At 53.0% G+C, this 21,359-nt stretch carries 14 protein-coding genes and 1 riboswitch; of the genes, 9 read left to right on the top strand and 5 right to left on the bottom strand.

Annotated features, from left to right (window positions below):
- Positions 1-97: 97 nt before the first annotated feature.
- A complete protein-coding gene (metE, locus tag HMPREF2958_RS01985; RefSeq protein ID WP_070696085.1) occupies positions 98-2,419 on the bottom strand; it encodes a 5-methyltetrahydropteroyltriglutamate--homocysteine S-methyltransferase in 2,322 nt (773 codons plus the stop codon).
- A 42-nt stretch (positions 2,420-2,461) separates the two neighbouring features.
- Complete coding sequence (locus HMPREF2958_RS01980; RefSeq protein WP_070696084.1) at positions 2,462-3,373, bottom strand: methylenetetrahydrofolate reductase; 912 nt, start codon at positions 3,371-3,373, stop codon at positions 2,462-2,464.
- 77 nt (positions 3,374-3,450) lie between these two features.
- Positions 3,451-3,559, bottom strand: a riboswitch (SAM riboswitch).
- Between the two features lie 313 nt (positions 3,560-3,872).
- On the opposite strand from HMPREF2958_RS01980, the gene HMPREF2958_RS01975 reads away from it, so the two are divergent.
- Both HMPREF2958_RS01975 and HMPREF2958_RS01970 read left to right on the top strand, forming a co-directional pair.
- The gene (locus HMPREF2958_RS01975; protein ID WP_070696082.1) at positions 3,873-4,874 is read left to right on the top strand and encodes an aldo/keto reductase; all 1,002 of its coding nucleotides are present in this window, start codon (positions 3,873-3,875) and stop codon (positions 4,872-4,874) included.
- Positions 4,875-4,994: 120 nt separating this feature from the next.
- A complete protein-coding gene (locus HMPREF2958_RS01970; protein ID WP_070696080.1) occupies positions 4,995-6,470 on the top strand; it encodes a sugar porter family MFS transporter in 1,476 nt (491 codons plus the stop codon).
- 160 nt (positions 6,471-6,630) lie between these two features.
- Here the strand turns inward: HMPREF2958_RS01970 and HMPREF2958_RS11250 are convergent, their stop codons facing one another.
- The gene (locus HMPREF2958_RS11250) at positions 6,631-6,918 is read right to left on the bottom strand and encodes a type II toxin-antitoxin system RelE family toxin (RefSeq protein ID WP_070696078.1); all 288 of its coding nucleotides are present in this window, start codon (positions 6,916-6,918) and stop codon (positions 6,631-6,633) included.
- 243 nt (positions 6,919-7,161) lie between these two features.
- Here HMPREF2958_RS11250 and HMPREF2958_RS01960 point away from each other — a divergent pair, with 243 nt between their 5' ends.
- Together HMPREF2958_RS01960 and HMPREF2958_RS01955 are read left to right on the top strand one after the other, a co-directional pair.
- The gene (locus HMPREF2958_RS01960; protein WP_070696076.1) at positions 7,162-7,437 is read left to right on the top strand and encodes a type II toxin-antitoxin system prevent-host-death family antitoxin; all 276 of its coding nucleotides are present in this window, start codon (positions 7,162-7,164) and stop codon (positions 7,435-7,437) included.
- Between the two features lie 368 nt (positions 7,438-7,805).
- Positions 7,806-9,002, top strand: a complete 1,197-nt coding sequence (locus tag HMPREF2958_RS01955) for a cytochrome P450 (RefSeq protein ID WP_070696074.1) — start codon at positions 7,806-7,808, stop codon at positions 9,000-9,002.
- A 110-nt stretch (positions 9,003-9,112) separates the two neighbouring features.
- Here HMPREF2958_RS01955 and HMPREF2958_RS10875 read toward each other — a convergent pair whose 3' ends face one another.
- Complete coding sequence (locus tag HMPREF2958_RS10875) at positions 9,113-9,271, bottom strand: bacteriocin (protein ID WP_141755778.1); 159 nt, start codon at positions 9,269-9,271, stop codon at positions 9,113-9,115.
- 942 nt (positions 9,272-10,213) lie between these two features.
- Here HMPREF2958_RS10875 and HMPREF2958_RS10940 point away from each other — a divergent pair.
- From HMPREF2958_RS10940 to HMPREF2958_RS01930, 5 genes are all read left to right on the top strand, one after another.
- Complete coding sequence (locus HMPREF2958_RS10940) at positions 10,214-10,375, top strand: hypothetical protein (protein ID WP_168165956.1); 162 nt, start codon at positions 10,214-10,216, stop codon at positions 10,373-10,375.
- Between the two features lie 1,650 nt (positions 10,376-12,025).
- Positions 12,026-14,191: a peptidase domain-containing ABC transporter gene (locus tag HMPREF2958_RS01945; protein WP_070696071.1), complete on the top strand. Its 2,166-nt coding sequence runs from the start codon at positions 12,026-12,028 to the stop codon at positions 14,189-14,191.
- A 1,008-nt stretch (positions 14,192-15,199) separates the two neighbouring features.
- Positions 15,200-15,397, top strand: a complete 198-nt coding sequence (locus HMPREF2958_RS01940; RefSeq protein WP_048754637.1) for a hypothetical protein — start codon at positions 15,200-15,202, stop codon at positions 15,395-15,397.
- A 41-nt stretch (positions 15,398-15,438) separates the two neighbouring features.
- Positions 15,439-18,480 carry a type 2 lanthipeptide synthetase LanM gene (gene lanM / locus HMPREF2958_RS01935; protein WP_070696069.1) on the top strand — a complete coding sequence of 1,014 codons (3,042 nt, stop codon included), beginning with the start codon at positions 15,439-15,441 and terminating at the stop codon, positions 18,478-18,480.
- Position 18,481: 1 nt separating this feature from the next.
- Entirely contained in the window at positions 18,482-20,695 is a 2,214-nt protein-coding gene (locus tag HMPREF2958_RS01930; RefSeq protein ID WP_070696067.1) for a peptidase domain-containing ABC transporter, read from the top strand.
- 110 nt (positions 20,696-20,805) lie between these two features.
- Here the strand turns inward: HMPREF2958_RS01930 and HMPREF2958_RS01925 are convergent, their stop codons facing one another.
- On the bottom strand, positions 20,806-21,315 hold the full coding sequence (locus HMPREF2958_RS01925; RefSeq protein WP_070696065.1) for an LURP-one-related/scramblase family protein: 510 nt from the start codon (positions 21,313-21,315) through the stop codon (positions 20,806-20,808).
- Positions 21,316-21,359 lie beyond the last annotated feature (44 nt).

The following is a 21,359-nucleotide window of genomic DNA, read 5'->3' as shown; positions in this document are numbered from 1 at the left end:
TTCCTACCTGCTCGAACCAAAAACCACCTGCTCGCGGAATTATTGTGATTGTTTAAGCCTGTAATTAAGGCACTTTATAGGGGCGGAGCGTCAGAGACTACAGGCTTGCCCGAACCTTCTTCGCGGCGGACACCACGTTCTCCAGTGTCCTCTTCGTCTCCTCGTAGTCGCGGGTCTTCAAACCGCAATCCGGGTTAACCCACAGGTCAGAGATGGTTCCGTACCCAATCGCGGCACGGATCAGCTCCTCAACCTCGGCCTGCGAAGGCACACGCGGCGAGTGAATATCCCACACGCCCGGTCCCAGCCCCGAAACATAGCTTTCGGGAATATCCGCCAGCAGCTCCATATGCGAGCGCGCCGCCTCAATACTGGTCACATCCGCATTCAGGGCATTAATCGAATCAATAATCTCGTTGAATTCCGAGTAGCACAGGTGGGTGTGAACCTGAGTTTTGTCCTCGACCGCGCTCGTCGCCAGGCGGAACGCATTCACCGACCACGCCAGGTACGCGGGCTGCTCATCACGGCGCAGTGGCAGAAGCTCACGCAGTGCCGGTTCATCCACCTGAATGATGCGGATGCCCGCCTCTTCCAAATCGGCGATTTCGTCGGCGAGCGCCAATGCCACCTGATTCGCGGTTTCCTCGCGCGGCTGGTCATCACGCACGAACGACCAAGCCAGAATAGTCACCGGGCCGGTCAGCATGCCCTTAACGGGACGATCGGTGAGCGACTGGGCGTAGGAAATCCAGGGCACGGTCACGGCCTCGCCGCGCAGCCCTTCACCTGAGCGTTTCACATCGCCGAACAGCACCGATGGGCGGGTGCAGCGTGAACCATAGGACTGCACCCAGCCGTGCTTCGTCGTGGCGAAACCATCGAAATTCTCGGCGAAGTACTGCACCATGTCGTTACGTTCGGCCTCACCGTGCACGAGCACATCCAGGCCCAAATCTTCCTGGAGTTTAATAACGGAGGCGATCTCTTCACGCAGGAACTCGTCAAGCTGCTGCTGCGTGATTTTACCGGCACGCGCCTCTGCACGGTGGCGGCGAATATCGCCGGTCTGCGGGAACGAACCAATGGTTGTGGTCGGCAGTTTCGGCAGATTCAGATCGGCTTGGGCATCCCGGCGGGTCTTCAGTTCGGGGCGCTCAAAATCCTGCGGTTTCACGGATGCGGCACGCTCACGGATTGCCGCATTATGCTTACGCGGATCCGCTGTGAAACGTGCTAGCGCTTCGTCGGCGGTCTTCAACTCTGCCTCAACCGCAGACTCACCGTCGGCAAGACCGCGGGCAAGAGTCACGATCTCGGCGACTTTCTGGTCGGCAAAAGCCAGACCGTCTACGGGCACATCGGCGGGGTCTTCAAGGTCGAGATCGTGCGGCACATGCTGCAGCGAGGTTGAGGACGCGACCGCCACCTCGCCGCCATTAATGTTCTGGAGTGCGTGCAGAAGCGCTCGCAGATCGGCACGCCATATATTGCGTCCGTTAATGGCACCCGCCACCAGGGTTACGCCGGAGTCTTTGAAGGCAGTCAGTGCCTCGGCATCGTAGAGCGTGGAAACCAGGTCGAGATGCAGAGCCTCAATACCGGTGTCTAACAGCGCGGGCAGGTTCTCGCGCAGATTGCCGTAGGGGCTTGTCACCAGGATTGCGGGACGGTTCGTTTCGGCTGCCAACGCGGTGTAAGTTTTACGCACCAATTCGGCGATTTTGGCGTTGGGAATGTCGCGGTCCACGGTCAGGCCGGGTTCGTCGAGCTGCACCCACTGCACGCCGCGCTCCGCCAGCTCGGCGAGTACCTGCCGGTAGGCTTTCACGAAATCGTCTAGGCGATCCAGCGGTGTGAATCCTTCGGGCGAACCCTGCTCGGCTTTCGCCCCGAGAAGCAGAGTGAGCGGGCCGACCAGCTGCGGGCGCACCGTCACCCCGTGCTCCTTGGCGACTTCAAGCTGCTCGTCGATAGCCTCAAGATTCAGCGTGATCTCGGTATCCGGACCGATCTCGGGCACCAGGTAGTGGTAGTTCGTATCGAACCATTTCGTCATCTCCAGCGGAGGCAGCGTCTCTGTGCCGCGCGCTAGAGCAAAGTACCCGGGTAGATCGAGCAGGCCGCGCGCATCCTTGGCGTCGGCAAGACGCTTGGGCACGAGGGTGAAAAGGCGCACGGCGTCGAGCACCTGATCGTAGTACGAGAAAGTCGCCGGGATAGACGAATCGGTGGCGCTAAGACCGCGTTCGATCACACGGTCATAGTAGGTGCGCTGCACATCTGCGGCCGCCTGGCGCAGCTCATCCTGCGTGATTTTGCCTTTCCAGAACGCTTCCTGTGCCTTCTTCAGCTCGCGGAAACGGCCCACGCGGGGGTAACCGACGATGGTTGCTGCGGGGAATGGGGTGCGGGTCATCCTAGTTCCTTACTGTGGGAGGGTGTCAAATAAAAGGGGAGTTTAGAGGTATTGAAGATCGCTTAGGGGGAGTTTGAAACGGTTCGAGTAGCGCGGAACGTCGAGTTCTTCGAGGACGTCCAGCACAGCCTCATGCTCGTTAAATGTGAAGAAATGCAGGCCGGGGGCGCCAGCATCAAGCACCTTGCGACATTGGTCGAGCGCATGTTCCACGCCGATGCGGTGCAGCTCGCGCGGATCGCTCGCGGTTTCCAGGCGATGCGCCAGCTCGCGCGGCACTTCGAGCCCGGCAAGCTCGCACAGCTTCGTCAGCCGAGTCAGCGAAGTAACGGGCATAATACCGGGAATAATGGGCATTTCCACCCCGGCAAGGCGCGCAGCATCTACCAGCCCCGAATAGCGCTCGGTCTCAAAGAAAACCTGGGTGATGGCGAAATCCGCCCCGGCACGCTGCTTTGAAAGCAGAATCTCAATGTCTTGAAGAAGCGAGGAAGACTCGGGGTGCTTATGCGGGTACGCCGCAACCCCAATCGACACCTTCCCCGCAGCAAGATGCGCGAAATCCTCACGTTCCACCCTGCGAATCAGTTCCACCAGGTAGCGGGCAAAAGGTAGCTCAAGCGGGCGCGCGTTTTCGGGCGGAATATCGCCGCGCAGCGCTAAAAACCCGCGTACTCCAAGCCCCAGAATCAGACGAACCGAGCGTTCCAAATCAGCCACGGAATGCCCCACGCAGATTAGATGCGCCAGTGGGTTCAGCGAGGTTTCATGTACCAAATGATCGAGCAGAGCCAGCGTCTTTTGGCGGCGCTGCGCATCGCCCGAATAGGTGACGGAAACGTAATCCGGGTTGGTTTGCTCAAGCTCGGTGATGGTTTTGAGCAGGGAATCGCAGCTTGCGTGCGACCGTGGCGGATACAGCTCGTAAGAAAGAGCCGGGTGAACTGTCGTCATTTTCATTCCTCCGTGTTCACCCGATAGAAGCGTGCCCGAAGGTACGCCGAATCTTAGCAAGACGCGAAGGGAATTCACTTCTATCGGTTCTGGCGGGAGCACCTTGTCCGTCCACCCCATGGGTGGAGGCTGGCGAGGTTGCTGCGACGTCTAAGAGCCAGATCTCTCGGTCGCTCTGGATAGATAACGTTCCTATTCTAGGCAGGATGCGCGGTGCCAGCAAGAATATGTCGGCACATGTCGTCGAGCGGTCATAACCGCTTAATATTGTGGGATGCGGCGAAACATTACGTCATACGGGTTCGCGGCGATGCGGGTCAGCGCGTTGAAACCTCCACCTGATTTGGCCGCAAGTTTAGCCGCGAGCAGATAATATTTCGACGAGCAGATAGCGGAATGTTATCTGCTCATCGAAATACTATCTGCTCGCGAGGGAATTGCAGAGCGCCGCGAACGTCATGTTGCGACCATACACTGTCAAACACGGTAGAGTAAATGTATGGAACGCATCGAATCTCCCGCATATGCACGCCTGGGGAACTCCGGGCTGGTCGTGCCCTCCGTCGGAATCGGCTGCAACAACCTGGGACGCCCCGGCACCCCCACTCAAACCCAGGAAGGCACCAACGCTGTTATCGCCGCCGCAGTCGCCGCTGGCATCGGCTTCTTCGATATTGCCGACCTGTACGGCGCCGAACCCGGGCTGTCAGAAACCATGTTCGGTACCGCGATGCGCGAACTCAACCTCAACCGTGATGACCTGATCATCGTCACCAAATTCGGGCTTCCCACCGGTACCCTCAACGGCAACGACTGGGATGCGCGCGGCTCACGCCGATACATCATGCGTGCCGTCGAAGGTTCACTGCGCCGCCTGGGAACCGAGTACATTGACCTGTATTTCTACCACAGCCCCGACCCGAACACCCCGCTGGAAGAAACCCTATCTGCTCTAGATACGCTCGTGACCAGCGGAAAGGTTCGTTACCTGGGGCACTCCAACTTTGCGGGGTGGCAGCTTGCCCACGCCGAGCATCTCGCCCGCGAACTCGGCACTGAGCGGTTTATCGCCGCCGAAAACCACTACAACCTGCTTGACCGCCGTGCCGAACTCGAAATTCTTCCCGCCGCCCGCCACTTCGGGCTCGGGGTTCTCCCGTATTTCCCGCTTGCCAATGGGCTTTTGACCGGAAAATACCGCCGCGACAGTATCCCTGCAGGGTCACGTCTGTCGCATTCCAAAGCGCAGGTACTTGCGCAAGCCGACTGGGAACAACTCGATGCCTACCGCGAATTTTGTGCCGATCTGGGAATCTCTGAGGTTCAAGCCTCCATCTCTTGGCTCAAACAGCAGAACCCCGTCGCTAGCGTGATTGCCGGGGCAACCACCCCCGAACAAGTACACGCAAACGCGCAGGCCGCAAGCGTGCGTTTCAACGATGACGAACTGGTGCGGCTCAACGAGATTTTTCCAGCGCCCGAAAGCATCGCGCTTTTCTAACAATCTCCTTCGCCACTGCAAATATAGCCAGCTGGAAATATAACTAATCGGGAATATACCCAAGCCAGCAAGCGTTTAAAGACTGTGCGGTCTCTCAACCTGTGCCGTACAAGACCCCTCATGAAAGACAAAAATACCCGCATGAGCATCACCACCGAGCCGCCGAACCGCGCCAGTGCACTACCCCCGCTCGGGCAGGGCGCGCACACCCGCCGCCTAGGCGTTATCGCGCTGGTGGCAACCTTCGGCGGGCTCCTCTTCGGGTACGACACCGGCGTTATCAACGGTGCCCTCGACCCCATGAGCCGCGAACTCGGCATGGACAACACCATTCAAGGCTGGGTCACAGGCTCCCTCGCCTTCGCTGCCGCCCTCGGAGCCATGATCACCGGGCGTATCTCAGATGTCATCGGACGGCGCAGAACCATCATCGGACTCTCAATCCTCTTCATCGCGGGCGCGCTCGCATGCGTCTTCACCCCCAGCATTGCTGTACTGTTGATGGGCCGCACGATGCTCGGGCTCGCTGTGGGAGGCGCATCCGCAGTCGTGCCTGTATTCCTCGCCGAACTTGCACCCTACGAAATTCGCGGCTCACTCTCCGGGCGTAACGAACTCATGGTCGTCGGTGGGCAGTTCGCAGCGTTCATCGTGAACGCCATCATCGGCAACCTCTGGGGTGAACACGACAGTGTATGGCGGTGGATGTTCGCCGTCTGCGCCTTGCCTGCGCTCGCGCTTTTCATCGGTATGCTGCGCATGCCCGAATCCCCACGCTGGCTTATCGCGCAGGATCGCACTGAGGATGCGCGCGCCATTATGCGGCGCATCCGCCCCGCCGAACGTGCTGATGCCGAAATCGCGGACATCGCGCGTTCGCTTGAGGAAACGCGCACCCAAATCGGCGCGGAGACTAGGGGCAGCACGGGTAAAATCCTGCGTGAAAAATGGTTTGTGCGGATTCTGCTGGTCGGTATTTTGGTAGGTGCCGGGCAGCAGCTCACTGGTATTAACTCGATCATGTACTACGGCATTAAGGTGCTTAAAGAGGCCGGGTTTGACGAAGGTTCGGCTCTCATCGCGAATATCGCGCCGGGCGCTATCGCCGTGGTCGGCTCAATCTTTTCGCTGCGCATGATGGAACGTGTGAACCGCCGCACGATGGTGATCGCTGGGTATTCGCTGACCGCGTTTTTCCACCTGCTGATCGGGGTAGCGTCTATGCTCCTGCCGGAAGGCAGCCCCGCGCGTCCCTATATTATCCTGGCGCTTGTGGTCGGGTTCGTGGGGTCGATGCAGACCTGCCTGAACGTTTCGACATGGGTGCTGATGAGCGAGCTGTTCCCGCTTCGGGTGCGGGCGGTCGGCATGGGCCTTTCCGCATTCTGCGGGTGGATGATGAACGGTCTGCTTTCCCTCGTATTCCCGGTTATTTTGGGGGCGCTGGGACTGACCGGATCCTTCTTCGGGTTCATGGTGGTGAACGTGCTGATTGCCGTGCTCATGTGGCGTAACCTGCCCGAGACCCGCGGCAAAACCCTGGAGGACGTGGAGGCGGGCGTTATCTCGGGCGCAGCCTACCCGTTCAAGAAATAAGGCATAGAGTTTCCTTATGCTCTGGATGCACATCTGAAGGATCATCCTGCGGAATTATTGTGAAGAACGACAGTTCTACTAATAGCAGTATTCTGGAGTGGAAAGTCTAATCTCGATGTATAACACAGCGTCTGCTTCATGAGAATTTGAGGTTAACTGCTTATTTCTTATATACATCGCCCCGGGAGCCTACGCGGAAGACTTCGACGAGTATCTTATTTTCATTAACTGTATAGAGTATGCGATATTGGCCAACTCGTATACGGAAACCTTCGCGACCCTGTAACTCCTTAACTGCAAGAGGACTACCTGGAATTTGGGGTAGAGGATACATCTTGAGGTCTAGGAGACGAAGGCGTATGTTTTCGAAAGTCTTCTTGTCGCCCTTCCGTATCTTGTCAAGATCCTTCGCAGCTTGCTTTGTGAGCTGCACCCTGTATTTTTTCATGAAGCTTCTCTCCTATAGAAGAACCAGCATATCGGATATTTGTACTAGTGTAATGATAAATATCACAGAAATAATAGCACATATTTTTCAAAGTGTACACTTGTTGCATAATGGCTCATGTGTGTACTACACTGTAATGACGAGACAGACAGAAGGAATTAAGCTCTAGAGCTTCATTAAGGACATACATTTTTAAGTCCCTTGGAAGCAGGTTTGAGCTTAAATGTGCTAAAGAGAAAAACCATGACTACCGCTGTTCCCAACATAGAGCGCGAAGTAACAACACTGAAAGAGCTTCGCAACAACCTCGGTACTAAAATCAATGAAGCTGCGTTTGGTGGTGAGCGGCCCCTCATCAGCCGCAACGGTAAGACTGTCGCAGCTATCGTCTCTTATGACGATCTGAAACTACTGGAAGAATACGAAGAACTACTCGATATTGAGGCACTGCGGAAGGCTCGTGCCGAAGACGATGGGTACAGGATCTCTCTAGAAGACTATCTAGAGAAGAACGAATAACGTACCTGTTAGGGTTTATGTCCGAGCTTGGACGGCTTTGGAAACATCCTTAGCCATCTATAGCTCGGGCATTTATATTCTATGAGCCTCTGCTATTCAGGGAAGAATCTCCTTAGAAGGTTGCAAGCCACTATTGTGTACGTATGGTACATGTACTTTGGCGGCTCTGGCCATGCCGCAGCCCCACTCAGCAAAGGCACTCCTATCCTGCGAGGGCGAGGGATAAGTGATAGTGTCAAATATGTTATAACTATCCTTCGGTTGTGGTGCCGTCGCGCGATATTCCCGCTGCCGACTCCACGGATAGCGCACAGTCGCGCATATTTGACGGCACCCACATACCTGTGACTTCTAGAAGGCAGAAAGTCGTGGCAGACAACGTAAAAAATGATTGGGATTTGCGCAGCGAGAAGGTTCAGAAGAACCAGGTGGCCGCTTATGACGAGATGCGCCGCCGCTGCCCCGTAGCGCACGACGAGTTCATGGGCTACTCCGTGTTCAAGAATGCCGATGTGCAGCACGTGCTCGATCATCCCGAAATTTACTCGAATGTCGTCTCGACTAGGCACATCGCCGTGCCAAACGGTATGGATGCGCCCGAACACACAACGTTCCGCGCCGTGAACGACAAATACTTCACCCCCGAACGCCTGAATGAGTTCGAGCCGAAAATCCGTGAGGTCGTCAAGAACCTGGTGGCTGATCTGCCGCGCGGCACCGAGGTTAATGTGATGGATGGGTTCGCGCAGGCTTATGCGATGCGCATCCAGAACGCGTTCATGGGCTGGCCCGCAAGCCTTGAGAAGCCACTGATCGAGTGGATTGAGAAGAACCGCGAGGCTACGCTGCGCCGCGACCGCGAGCAGATCGGCAAGGTCGCCCTTGAGTTTGACACCTATATTCGTGAGCTTCTGGATGCGCGCCGCGAGCAGGCTGCCGCCGGTAATCCGCAGGATGTGACCGCCGAGCTGTTGACCGACACCGTGCAGCTGCCCGGTCAAGAGCCGCGCACCATGACTGATGAAGAGATTGTGAGCCTGATTCGTAACTGGACGGTGGGGGAGCTTTCGACCGTTTCGGCGTGCGCCGGGATTATCGTGAACTTTTTGGCGCGCAACCCGCAGGAGCAAGCGCGGCTGCGTGACTCACTGGGGGAGGGGCATGCGGAGATCGCCGCCGCGGTTGAGGAGATTATGCGCCTTGAAGACCCGCTGGTGACAAACCGCCGCGTGACTACCGAAGACACCGTGTTGGGTGGGCGTACTATTCCGGCTAATTCGCGGGTGACGATTAACTGGTCGAGTGCCAACCGTGACGAAGACGCGTTCGAGGATGCGCTCACCTATAACCCGCATCGTGACCAGTCCCGCAACCTAGTGTATGGCGATGGTATTCACGTCTGCCCGGGTGCGCCGCTGGCCCGCTTGGAGCTGCGCCTGCTCATGGAGGAGCTACTGAAGGCGACCGAGAGTATTGTTCCTGGTGACGAGTCGGATGCACCCGCCACCGAGAACGCGACCTACCCGATCTCGGGTTACTCCACGGTCCGGGTGGTGTTTGGGTAGAAAAATATAAAGGTTAGTCCGAGACCATGCGACCATGACCCCGGACTAATCCTCGCTAAAAATATTTAAATAATTGACTATAGATTATTTAATGAAGATTCTCGATACTATTAGCAGCTCAAACGATAAAAAATAGATTCCGCAAGAGTAGCCGGAGGCCACTTCTTCCCATCTAGACGAGCTTTGAGATTCTCGCAGGTTCCTGCTCCACTTATCTGTGCCAGTTCCTGGTCGGTGATCTCTTCTAGGAGTGTAATCTCCTGGTTCATACATTTCTCCTATCACTTAGAGTAATTATCTGTATATTATGAGCAGTATAGATAAGGCTTGATAATTTCTGTACTACTCATACTTTTCAGCTAACCTTAAAAAGATATAATAAAAATATTAATATTCTTTCTTATTAGCTATTTAAATTTAGCAGTTTTACAAAGCTGTTTTCAAGAATGCCCTCGACCAGAAAATACGTTTGGAAGGGTTGTTATAGATACTGATACGACGGGCTCGGGGGTAATCAAAAATATAACCAATACCAAACACACGAGCGTTCACTTTTACCAAAAGTAGAAGAGCCACAATAATATTGAGACAGTGGGGAAGGGAACCTCTGTCCGGGGGCTAGCGAATGTAATAGGTGGTTAGGGAAGCTGAAGAGGCATACACTACGAAGAAAAATCCATTTATTCACGTTAGATGTGCTTAAATTTTTATTAATTTTTGTGAGTTTATCCAGTAAATCTGGGTAATTTAATAATTCTGTTATAAATTAGCGTATATGGTTCAGGGAGGGAAGGAATTTTTAAAAAATATTTTAACTTCCCATTCTCATACACAATGTTCGAATTTCGGGTGTTTAAACAGTGTTATTAAAATCTGGGGGGATACCATCAATTTCAACCTTTCCTTGAAATTCTGGGTTGAACATAGATTTTAATTGATGTTCAATATAAATTACATATGAAATAATTACACTTGGTGTATTTGTTTAGAATATTTTAAGTTATATAAAAGTGCTCTTGAACTTACCTTTCTGAGATTGCTAGGTTTAATGTGACAGTAAAATATTGGATTTGATGAATTCTCTGTATTGCTGTCGGTTCAATAGGGTGTTTTATGGATGTTAACTATACGTATCTAGTTTGTGAAAATTGATGATACTTCTTTAGAAAACATCCCACCCCTAAAAATTTTAAAAGTTGAAAGGAAAACCTATGCGCAAGGATGCTGTTCTTCTGGAAGGGATTACCGATCAGGAACTTGACAACGTAAATGGTGCGGGGTTCTGTGAGAACATGAAGGGTCGAGTTGAAGGGTCTGAGTGGCCTCCAGCCGGTCTTCTTGAGACTTTTTGGTACTACCGTAAGTGCAAGTAGTATCAAAAAATCAACATTAAGAATGACGAAAATATTTCCTTAATGTTATTTAGTGAGTGCCAACCAGGCTTTCTTTAAGAAGAACTGGTTGGCATTTTATTTTGATAATTTTAAAAATATGAGAGCTATTCATCTAGGGTGGTCTTGGATCCGGAAGGTGAGTCTGTGTACGACCGTGAACACTCCGAACACTCTCTGGTGGGAGTGCTGGGACTTGCGGCACCTGAAAGACAAGTGCCCGCAGGTATCTGATCTTCGTGATTACACATCCGACGACACAATAATGGATAACCATGCTGTGTAACTTTTTGCATCCTTGGTAAAGCCATCGTCAAGGTTTTGAAAACCACCCTCTTGTATATACGACAAAATCAGGTCGGAGAAACCCTCGCTAAACGATTCAAAGTTCCCCAAATCACAATCAGCTGTATCCTTCACAAGATATAAACAATACTGCTATACGTATTACCACAAGCCATACCTACTAACCCGTAAGCCTTGCTGAATACCTCCGGGATTGTGATCGCGATGGATCCTGCTGTCAGGAGTATGCCATGACATCTTCGCCTACTGACACCATTACCTTGGTAAATTCATGGTTCCGGAAGATGTTGTGGCCGAGTAAGGCTACTAAAGACTCGGACTACTCATACTGATGAAAAACCACCCGGAGAGCTGCCCATAGAAGGCAAGTCACTGAACCGTCAGTCAACCACCACCGCATGCTCATCTAGTGCGTGAACAAATGCTGACGAGTACTGTCATACACCTATCGCAGGCCCCTGGCTTGTATCACCAGGTGTTCTCCGTAGTGCATGGGCTAATCTGCTGTCTATAGCAACACACAAATGAATAACCCTCACGGTGTGGAAAAAATTTTTCAAAAATATTTTTAGACTTTAACCTTATTGTGCGATGTTCGTTTTTTTGGTATTTAAACGTCGTTATTAAAATTTGGAGGTATTCTTTTAATTTTTGATTTTCCTTGACATCCTAGCCTGAACACTGCTTGAATCATAGTTCAAAATTGTTTACAAATAAAATAAATTTTATTTCTTGCAGTTTTTTAGATTGTCTTAAACTATCTAATATTGCTCTTGAATACTTTCCCTATGCTTGCTAGATTTAATTCCATCAACCAAATAGATTCAGTTGAAGATATTTAGGGATTATTTTTAGGGAATCCTGTGTGGTTGATAATTTGTTTAGGGTTATTTGCCCTAACGCTTCCAAGATTGAAAGGAAAGTGGTATGCGTAAGGATGTTGCCCCTTTGGAGGAGCTCACTGAGCAGGACCTTAACCTGATTAGTGGAGGAAAGGCATCATGGTGTAATGATCCGTCCCGGACTTCCCATATGAGCTTCTTCACATATTGGTATTACTGCACCTAATGATTTTTCATGATAAATAAACAATATAGTGTATTTTGGGGTATCGGTATTAGTTTTCTATAAAATATATGACTTGTACCCATGAATTAATATGCGAATTGTTTTAAATCATGATATGGCTTGCTTCAAATACATATTTTGAAGCAAGCCACAAATTTTAGACCGCGAAGATCATCCGGTTGAACCTGTTCTACTAAACAGCACGCGGCTGTATACTCCGATTATTCCCGGCTCCACCGAAGCATAAGGTATCAAGTAATGGCTTTTCCTGTTGTTTTGCAGACAGCTCAGACCGAGTGTGGTCTGGGCGTGAGCGCTTCTATCCTGCAGCATTACGGGCGCTATCAGACGGTCTCAGACTTGCGTCTGGCTATGGAACCGGGACGTGAAGGTCTCAATTTAGCCCAAGTACGTAATCTTTTGAAATCCGAAGGTATGGAGGTTAGCGCCTATAAGGCAGGATCCTTGGAACAACTACGGAATATTGGGAAACCCGTTATCCTACATTGGGACAACTCCCACTATGTGGTGCTGGTGCGCATCCGCAAAGATCGTGTGCAGATTATGGATCCTGCGATCGGGAATCGAATTATAAGTCTGGAGGAAGCAGAAAGATCTTTCTCTGGCAGCGTGTTGATACCGACTCCGCGGGAAGATTTCGAGAAAAAATCCCGGAACGTTTTCAAAGACTGGCAGATAGGTACCTTTCTGACGAAACAGCTGTTTGGTCAGTATGCTCTTTTCGTTGGTTTATTTGCCCTCACCTATGGTGCGACCTTTGCTGTGCCTATGGTGATTCAGCACGTGGTGGATGCCCAGCTTAAGGGTGAGGAAAATATAGTTGTTGGAATAACCACTAGCGTAATTGTAGGGATTTTGGGTTACTACCTGGTTTCTATCGCACGTGCTGCAACTCTCGCGAGCATCGTCTCTAATGTGGGTCTCAAACTCTCAGGAAACCTATTCGGTAGACTCATTAAACTGCCCTTGACCTACTTCGCCCTTCGTTCTCCCGGGGATATTCTCTACCGGCTGGCGAGTATCAACATGCTTCGGGATTTCCTTGCCTCAAAGATGACCGAGTTTGTCATCAACCTTGGCACATTCTTCGTTATTCTCACTTTTATCGCTCAGCAGTCCGGCGTGGTTTTGCTCATGACCTGTGTAGTTCTTGCCATGCTGGTTATTGTATGGATTTTGACGGCGCGGCCCACCTCCCAGGCTCTTGACAATGAATATGCGCAGGCTTCTGAAACTCAGGTGATTGAGCTTGATGCCATTAACACCGTGGCTTCCATGAAGATGACGGGTTCGGCGACTTCGACCTTTGCCAAATGGCGTGAAACGTATCTACGATCGCTGGCGTCGATGCGACGCCGCATGGTGCTGCAGCAAGGCGTGCTTGGGTCTGCCGCAGCCGTCGTGCAGCTGGGTGGTCCCTTGATCCTCCTGTTGGCTTCAATACCGCTCATCAACAATAGAACATTGACCTTAGGTCAAGCTATCGCTACTGAGAGCATTTCTGCTCTATTGTTTTCATCGGTATCTGCCATGATATTTGGCGTTATGGATATTGCTGCTGTAGATCGTGCAATTACACGTGTTGCAGATATTCAACACTACGAACCCGAACAGGATGAGGGAACCGTTACGGATGTGTTTGATAGCGATATTGAACTAGACAATGTCAGTTTCACGTATCCGGGTGGTATGGCTCCGGTCCTCTCGGAGGTATCTCTAACGGTGCCGGAAGAGCAGGATATCGCGATCGTCGGTTCCTCCGGGTCTGGTAAGAGCACGCTTGCTATGTTGTTGTGCTCGCTGTACACCCCGGTTTCGGGTGCTATTCGTGTGGGCGGAATCGATATTCGTGATTACTCGCTGGATGCTCTGCGTTCCCATATTGGGTATGTGCCTCAACAGCTGCAAACCAAGACGGGCAGCCTGTACGATAACCTCACGGCGGGTCTGGATGACGGGCGCAGCCGTGAGGAGATCGAAGCCAATATCTACGCTATGGGCATCCTGGATTTTGTCAAGGATCTACCGCTGGGGTTCGACACGATTATGGCCAACGGGGGCGAGAACTTCTCGGGTGGTCAACGTCAACGCATCGCGATTGCTACCGCCCTGCTGCGGTATCCACGGATATTGGTGTTGGATGAAGCGACCAGTGCTCTAGATACCACAACCGAGCGGCAGGTGACGGAACTCATCGCACAGTATCAGTGTACGAAGGTTGTGGTGGCGCACAGGCTTTCGACAATTCGCAATGCCCAGCAGATCGTGGTCATGGAACACGGATGCGTGATGCAGGTCGGTTCCCATGAGGAACTGATCTCGGTGGAAGGTCGGTACCGGGATTTGTACTACCAAGAAGAGAAAAGCAGCCACGAGGAGTACACATCACCAATAGCCGCATAGACGATTCCTCATAGTTGACCCTGCGGTTTGGGAAAGTCGTTATGGATATGCGCAGCGGCTCGCACGAGTAAATAACCTGAGCCGTAGAGCAACCGAAAAACGTGGATGCTGTCGCACAAGCGTGTTGCCTGGGCGACAGCATCCAAATTTTTTTTGATGCTTTCTCAAAAACCAGCGCGGCAAGTTCTCTATAAACCGCATAATATTTCACCCATAAAGTTTAAATTTCTAAGCAACAATACTCAGATTTCTCGGGAATTTTTAATGGTTTTGTTATCTTAAAAATGATACCAAACCGTTACAAAAACTTTTTCAAAATTATTTTTCTAATACAAAAACAAAATTTATTTTAAATAATAAAAAACTTTCCAGGCGCTTTATTTTCTGAGTAAATTAACCAAATCCCTTGAAATTACAGCCCAAAATCGTAATGACTATCATTTTGAAATATGTTTAAAATACTTGACGTCAATATTATTTACCATCTTAATGAGTGCACGATAAATTTTTGACCCCTAGAGTACATCTTGAAACACGTTTATCAAGTTGTTACTGTAGAGTCACCGATTTCAATAGAGAGAAAACCGACTCTGATAAGGACCTTTGTTCCATGACCTTGCCGCATGATGAGAATAGAAGATATATCTCACCACCCCTAATATGTCGTAGCCCGCGACGAAAGTTCATAGTCAATGGAGATGTGAGGCTTTTGTCGCTTGGCACCTGTAGCACACGCGGCATCCCCACATAATTTAGATGACATAGCTCTGACAGCTTGTGTCTAATAGCTATGTTTGTAGTGCTACAGAAAATAAGTAACAAATTTTACAAACTTCCTTTTCTTGGGGCGTTAGTGCGCCGTAAGGAAGGGTAGTGGGTTCCAGGTGAATACTGTGGAAAAGCAAACACCTGGAACCCAGTCAGAGAATAGTTTGATGTCTTCAGCATCAAACTAAACACCGATAATACTATTCCTGAACGGATCAGGAATATTTAAGGAGGATAACCATGGCTAAGGATATCACGCTCCTGGAAGAGATCTCGGACCTCGACCTGGACCAGGTTAACGGCAGCGGTCACGGCGGCGGCGGCTTCTCCGGTGGCGGCTCCACCGGCGGTGGCAACGGCGGCGGCGGCAACTACTGCGGTAACGGCTGCGGTAACTACAACTTCGGCTTTGGCTTCTGGGGCGGCAGCTCTTCCTAAGTCCGGGGAATAAGTAAATACGATAGATAAGGAGATACCAGGTGTTAATCAGGGAACTTCTTCCTGAACTGGATGATGAGCAATTCCGACGCCTAGAAACGTATGTATCTAGCACTTCGTTGTTAGAACGTTTGGGTACCGCATCCAATACTCCCGACTCCGAGTCTATCGTACGGTTGTCGGCTCCGGTGCTCAAAGCACTGGGGCCGACGGCCGAACCCTCCATGTTTCACGCGCTCATCGCCCAGCTTGCCGAGAGTGAGCGTGACAATGTTGAACGTGCTGTTGCCGCATCGGGTTACGCCGCACCGTCGCGGCTTCCCCTCCTAGTTAGTCAGTTTTTGGAGAACCTGACCGCGCGTTTAACTAATTTCTACCTCAGACCGCTGGTTGCGCACATCAAAAAGATCTCTTCGCAGGGACTTCTGCACGGGAGTACCCCCGAAGAACGGTATGAAGATTACTGCCGACGTTGGGGCGAAGAATTTAGTGACGACTTTTATGCAAGCTACCCGCTTCTGCCCGGCGTTCACGGCAGGACTATTGAGCAGTTTCATGCGATGATTGCCGAAATTTTTGAGCGCGTGAGCGCTCGTGAAGATGATATTCGCGAGCTTCTTAACGTCAAAGATGACGAACCCCTCAAACTCGAATCCTTCGGTCTGCCCAGAACCCGTTACGGCGGCGGACGCGCCGGTTGCCTTCTCGAATTTACCCAGGGCATGGTGGTCTACAAATCCCGCAATGTTGAAGGCGAATGGGTCTTCTGGAAAATCGTTCAAGACCTCGCCGCGCAGGGGGCTCCTTCGATGCGTGCAGCCCGTGTGATTCGGGGTGAGGGCTATGGCTTCATGGAGTTTATTAAACGTGAAGACGCAGACTTTTATGCCGAAGATTTCCTTGGAGCTTGCGGACGGCTGGCGGCTTTGCTCTACACCCTGCAGGCTAAAGACCTGCACGCCAAGAATTTGATACCTCTGCGTACGGAACCCGTTCCGATTGACCTTGAAACGATTCTCCACCCCGTGCATATTCTGACGGAGGATATTCAGAGTCCCCCCGAAGGCAGCGTTTACCTGCGCTGGCTGCGCGGAATCGCATGCAGCGCATTTCTGCCTACCCGCCGCACACGCCGCGATATCTCGCTAGGGTTCCGCGATGTAGGCTTCCTGCACGGCGAACAGGGGACGAACCCCTTCCACGAGGTAACCGTCGCAAATCCCTTCCGTGACGATGCCGTGGCACGCATCAACCGTGAACCCAGCCCAGAGAACCCGACCACGGAAGACACAGATCGCGCCGAAAAAGCTAACGCCAGCACCCCAGAGGAGCGGCGTATTTCTGAGGCAGCCCGCGCCCGTGCCTTCGAACGCGGATTCACGCAAATGTACCGGTGGGTCTGCGAGCATCGCGAAATCATGACCGAGATAGTTCGCACGAATTGCTCTGGGCTGACGCTGCGTGCCCTGCTGCAATCCACCAGGTTCTACACCCGAATCCTCAAAATGCTCAGCAGCCCCGAAGCGCTGGCTTCCGAAGACGTCTTCGCCACAATCGCGCTGCGTGCCGCAACGCTGAGCAATAACCGTCCCCTTGAGATGATCGAGGCCGAAGTAGAAGCCCTCTGGCGGTTCGACATTCCCTTCTTCATGCATCGCACAGATGGCTCCGAGATCATATCTTTCGACGGGCACGCTATAGGACTGACCATCGACAGCAGCGCGCTCGATGAAACCCTGGAACATATTGCCGCCCTCGACGAAGCAAACCTTGAAGAGCAGATTCAACAGATCTGGTCAGCCTTCGTATCACCCTATCCGCCGGATCGCATACTCGCGGACGCATCGGCAGAGCTACTGTCAAACAGGCAGAACGTGCAGCATGAACGAGAACTCTGCGAGAGTATTGCCGATCGGCTAACAGCGACGAACCACCCGGGCGGCAGAGAGGAAGACGCCTGGACCTGGCTGGCACCCACCCCCGGCCTGTGGCAGCAGCACCTTAGCGTATGGAACACCGAAGTCCTCGGCATAGACCTCTACACCGGCTCAACCGGGGCTGCACTCGCCCTCACCCAGGCTGCACGGATGCTCGAAAAACCGGAATACACGCAGACGGCCCGCCGGGTACTAGACCCCATCGCGCAAGACGTCTTCGCTGACAGGCTTTTCAGCATTCCCCCCGAAACCTGCGACGGCATATCCTGCGGCGAAACAGGCATCGCCTTCGTACTCGCCGCCGCCGCAGAAAACCTTCAGGATACCCATTTTGCTGAGGCAGCCGTCAAGGTTGGCGACCGCACCGCCGCACGCCTGGCGCAGGTTGAGCATCCCATGCCCGGGTACCTGGACTACCAGGTAGGAGCTGCCGCCATGCTCCTGGGTTATAACCTCGCCACCGACCGCGCGGCCCTGCTGGCGGTATTAGACAGGCACGCCCAAGACATTATCGCCGGCATGACAGAAGAAAACTGGTGGCACCGCAGCGGATTCGCCTACGGAATCAGCGGATCAATCTTCGCGCTCGCCCGCTGGAACCACCAGATGCCCTCACCCGAACGTGCTCGCGAAGCCGTCGAAATTCTTTTGCGCCGCCTTAACGACTTCAACACCGGGGACGAATGGCGGGCCCAGCTCACCGAGCATGACAGCGGCGAAGAGCATGCCAGCGGCACCTGGTGCTCCGGCAGCGCGGGCATCGCCCTCGCCTTCGCGGCACTGCACCTGTGGATGCCCGAACTCGCCAGCCGCACCGACCTCGACCGCGCGGTACAGCATGCGTTCCGCACCGGCACCCGAAGCAACCTCACCCTATGTCACGGCGACTTCGGTACCCTAGATGTACTCGCCTGGATAGCCGACCGGATCCCCGACGTGCCGTGCGCAGAGGCTATCCGGGATGCCATCGAGAACGGTTACAGCGCATCGGATATTCGGGCAGTCCTCGACGATAAATCCGTGCGCTACTCGCTGACTCCCTCGTTCATGGTCGGTACCTCCGGTGTGCTGTCCTGGCTGGCTCGCCGGGCAGAGAATACTCGCCCGTACAGCCCTCTTATCCCCGAGCCGTTCGAGGTTCGATAGTATGGGTTTTCCTGCTGTTCTTCAGGCGGCGAAGACCGAATGCGGGCTGGGCGTGGGGGCGTCCGTCCTGCAGCACTACGGGCGCTATCAGACTATTTCAGACCTTCGCCTGATTGCCGAACCCGGTCGTGAAGGCCTCTCGATGCGCCAAGTGCGCGACCTTCTCGTTGAGGAAGGTATGGAGGTCAAAGCCTTCAGGGCGCCCTCTCTCGAACATCTTCGAGATATTGGCAAGCCGGTTATTCTGCACTGGAACAATTCCCATTACGTGGTTTTGGTGCGCATCCGTAAGGATCACGTGCATATTATGGATCCCTCCACGGGAATGCGGGTTATGGATCTTCAGGAGGCTGAAGAGTCTTTTTCCGGCAGTATTCTGGTGCCGTCTCCGCGGAAAGATTTCAAAAAGAAATCCCGCAGTGTCTTTCAAGATTGGCAGTTGGGCACCTTTTTCACGAAGAAAATGTTCGGCCAGTACGCGCTGTTCCTGCTGCTTCTCATCATCACCTATAGCGTTACCTTTGCCGTGCCCATGGTGATCCAAACCGTGGTGGATGCGCAGCTCAGGGGCGCAAAAAACACCGTCGTGGAAACAACGATCGGAGTGGTAGTCGGTGTTATTGGCTACTACCTGGTTTCCATTGCACGCGCCGCAACGCTGGCGAGTATCGTCTCGTCCATCGGATATAAGCTCTTGGGCAATATGTTCGATAGGCTGCTGAGGCTGCCGTTGACCTATTTCGCGCTGCGTTCTCCGGGCGATATTCTCTACCGCCTTTCAAGCGTGAACACGCTGCGCAACTTCTTGTCTACAAGCCTGACCGAGTTCGTGATTAACATCGGCACGATGATTGTGATTCTCATCTTTATCGCCCAGCAATCGAGCCAGGTTTTGATAATCACCTTCGTGGTTCTTGCCGTGCTGATGCTGATCTGGTTCGTCACGGCGCGCCCCACCTCCCAGGCGCTTGACGCCGAGTATGCGCACGCCTCCGAAGCGCAGGTGGTTGAGCTTGACGCTATCAACACCATTGCAGCCATGAAGATGACGGGTTCCTCAACGCCCACCTATAACACCTGGCGCGAAGCCTATATGCAGTCGCTGGCGTCAATGCGCCGCCGCATGGTGCTGCAGCAGGGTGTGCTCGGGTCAGCCGCATCCGTGGTGCAGCTGGGCGGTCCTCTGATTCTGCTGTTGGCGTCGATACCGCTGGTGAATGATGGAACGCTCACGCTCGGTCAGGCTATTGCGACCGAGGGTATTTCTGCGCTGCTGTTTTCGTCGGTTGCTTCGACGATGTTTGGCATTATGAGCATTATCGCGGTGGACCGTGCGGTTGCGCGTATCGTGGATATTCAGCGCTATGAACCGGAGAAGAGCACGGGATCTGTCACCGATATTGCTGATGGTGACCTTGACCTTGAGAACGTGAATTTTACGTATCCGGGTGGTAATAAACCTGTGCTGACGGATATCTCGCTGCGCGTGCCGGAGGGCCACGATGTTGCTCTCGTGGGTTCGTCGGGTTCGGGTAAGAGTACCTTGGCTAAGCTGTTGTGTTCGTTGTACAGCCCGGTTTCGGGTGCTATTCGTGTGGGCGGAATCGATGTTAGAGATTATTCTTTGGACGAGTTACGTTCCCATATTGGGTATGTGCCGCAGCAGCTGCAAACCAGGTCGGGAAGTCTCTACGATAACCTCACAGCAGGCCTAGATGACGGGCGCAGCCGTGAAGAAATCGAGGAGAGTATTCTTGCGATGGGCATCCTGGATTTTGTGAAGGATTTGCCGATGGGCTTCGATACGATCATGGCGAGCGGCGGCGAGAACTTCTCGGGCGGTCAGCGCCAGCGCATCGCGATTGTGACCGCTTTGCTGCGGTATCCGCGCATTTTGGTGTTGGATGAGGCGACCAGCGCGCTTGATACCGCGACCGAGCGGCAGGTGACGGAGTTGATTGCGCAGTATCAGTGTACGAAGGTTGTGGTGGCGCATAGGCTTTCAACGGTGCGCAACGCCGAGAATATCGTGGTCATGGAGGATGGGCGCATTATTCAGAGCGGACGCCACGATGACCTGATGATGGTTGAGGGCCGTTACCGGGAGCTTTATTCTCAGGAGGAGCAGAGCAGCCAGGCGGGGTACATTTGGGCGCAGTGGCCCCCCACGAAGGTTTCTCGCCACGGCTTCGGCTTGGGAATGTTCACCTCGTAGCTCACGACTCTGTTGGATGCGCGGTGCACGTGGGCGTTCTGTGCGAGTGTTTCAACAGCCTCGCTCCCACTGCAAACTATACGTTCCCACTTGGCGGTTTGGAGGGTGAATTACCCGACGATAGGAACCGCGTAGTTGCGCCTGCCGCCGATGTAGTGGGAGAGTACTATGAATGATCCGAGCGTGACATCGTGGAATGCTTCGTCCATGATGTCAATAATATAACCGTATTTAACTCCGAGTCCTGGGCGGGTTATCTTTGCTACCACCTGATCTTCTCGGTGAATCTCGAACCCTTTGACCCATGCGCTTCCATCCATGATGAACTCCGCATCGGAGGTTTTAACGCTGAACTTTGGGCGGAAGGGCTTCCAATCAGTGTATTTCACGGTGGCTGCGGTGCTACCGTCTGCGGACTCGACGGTGTAGGTGTGTTTTATATCGGGTTCGCGGTGTACCGTGATGACTTTTTCTTCGGTATCTGCCTTAGTGAAGACGACGCTTTTTCCGCCGAGACGGAGCCTGCCATCGGTTTCATAGACTGGTTTGAAATCAGTGTTGAGGATGTTGTACCGGTATTCGGGGTTAACCATCTTTGACTTGGCGTAGAGAGTAATCATGGGTGTAATCCTTTTGTATCTGATGTGAGGGCGTTAGAAAGGCG

The sequence above is a fragment of the Rothia sp. HMSC036D11 genome, from assembly GCF_001814205.1.
Lineage (GTDB): Bacteria > Actinomycetota > Actinomycetes > Actinomycetales > Micrococcaceae > Rothia > Rothia dentocariosa.
This window is presented reverse-complemented; position numbering and strand designations above follow the sequence as displayed.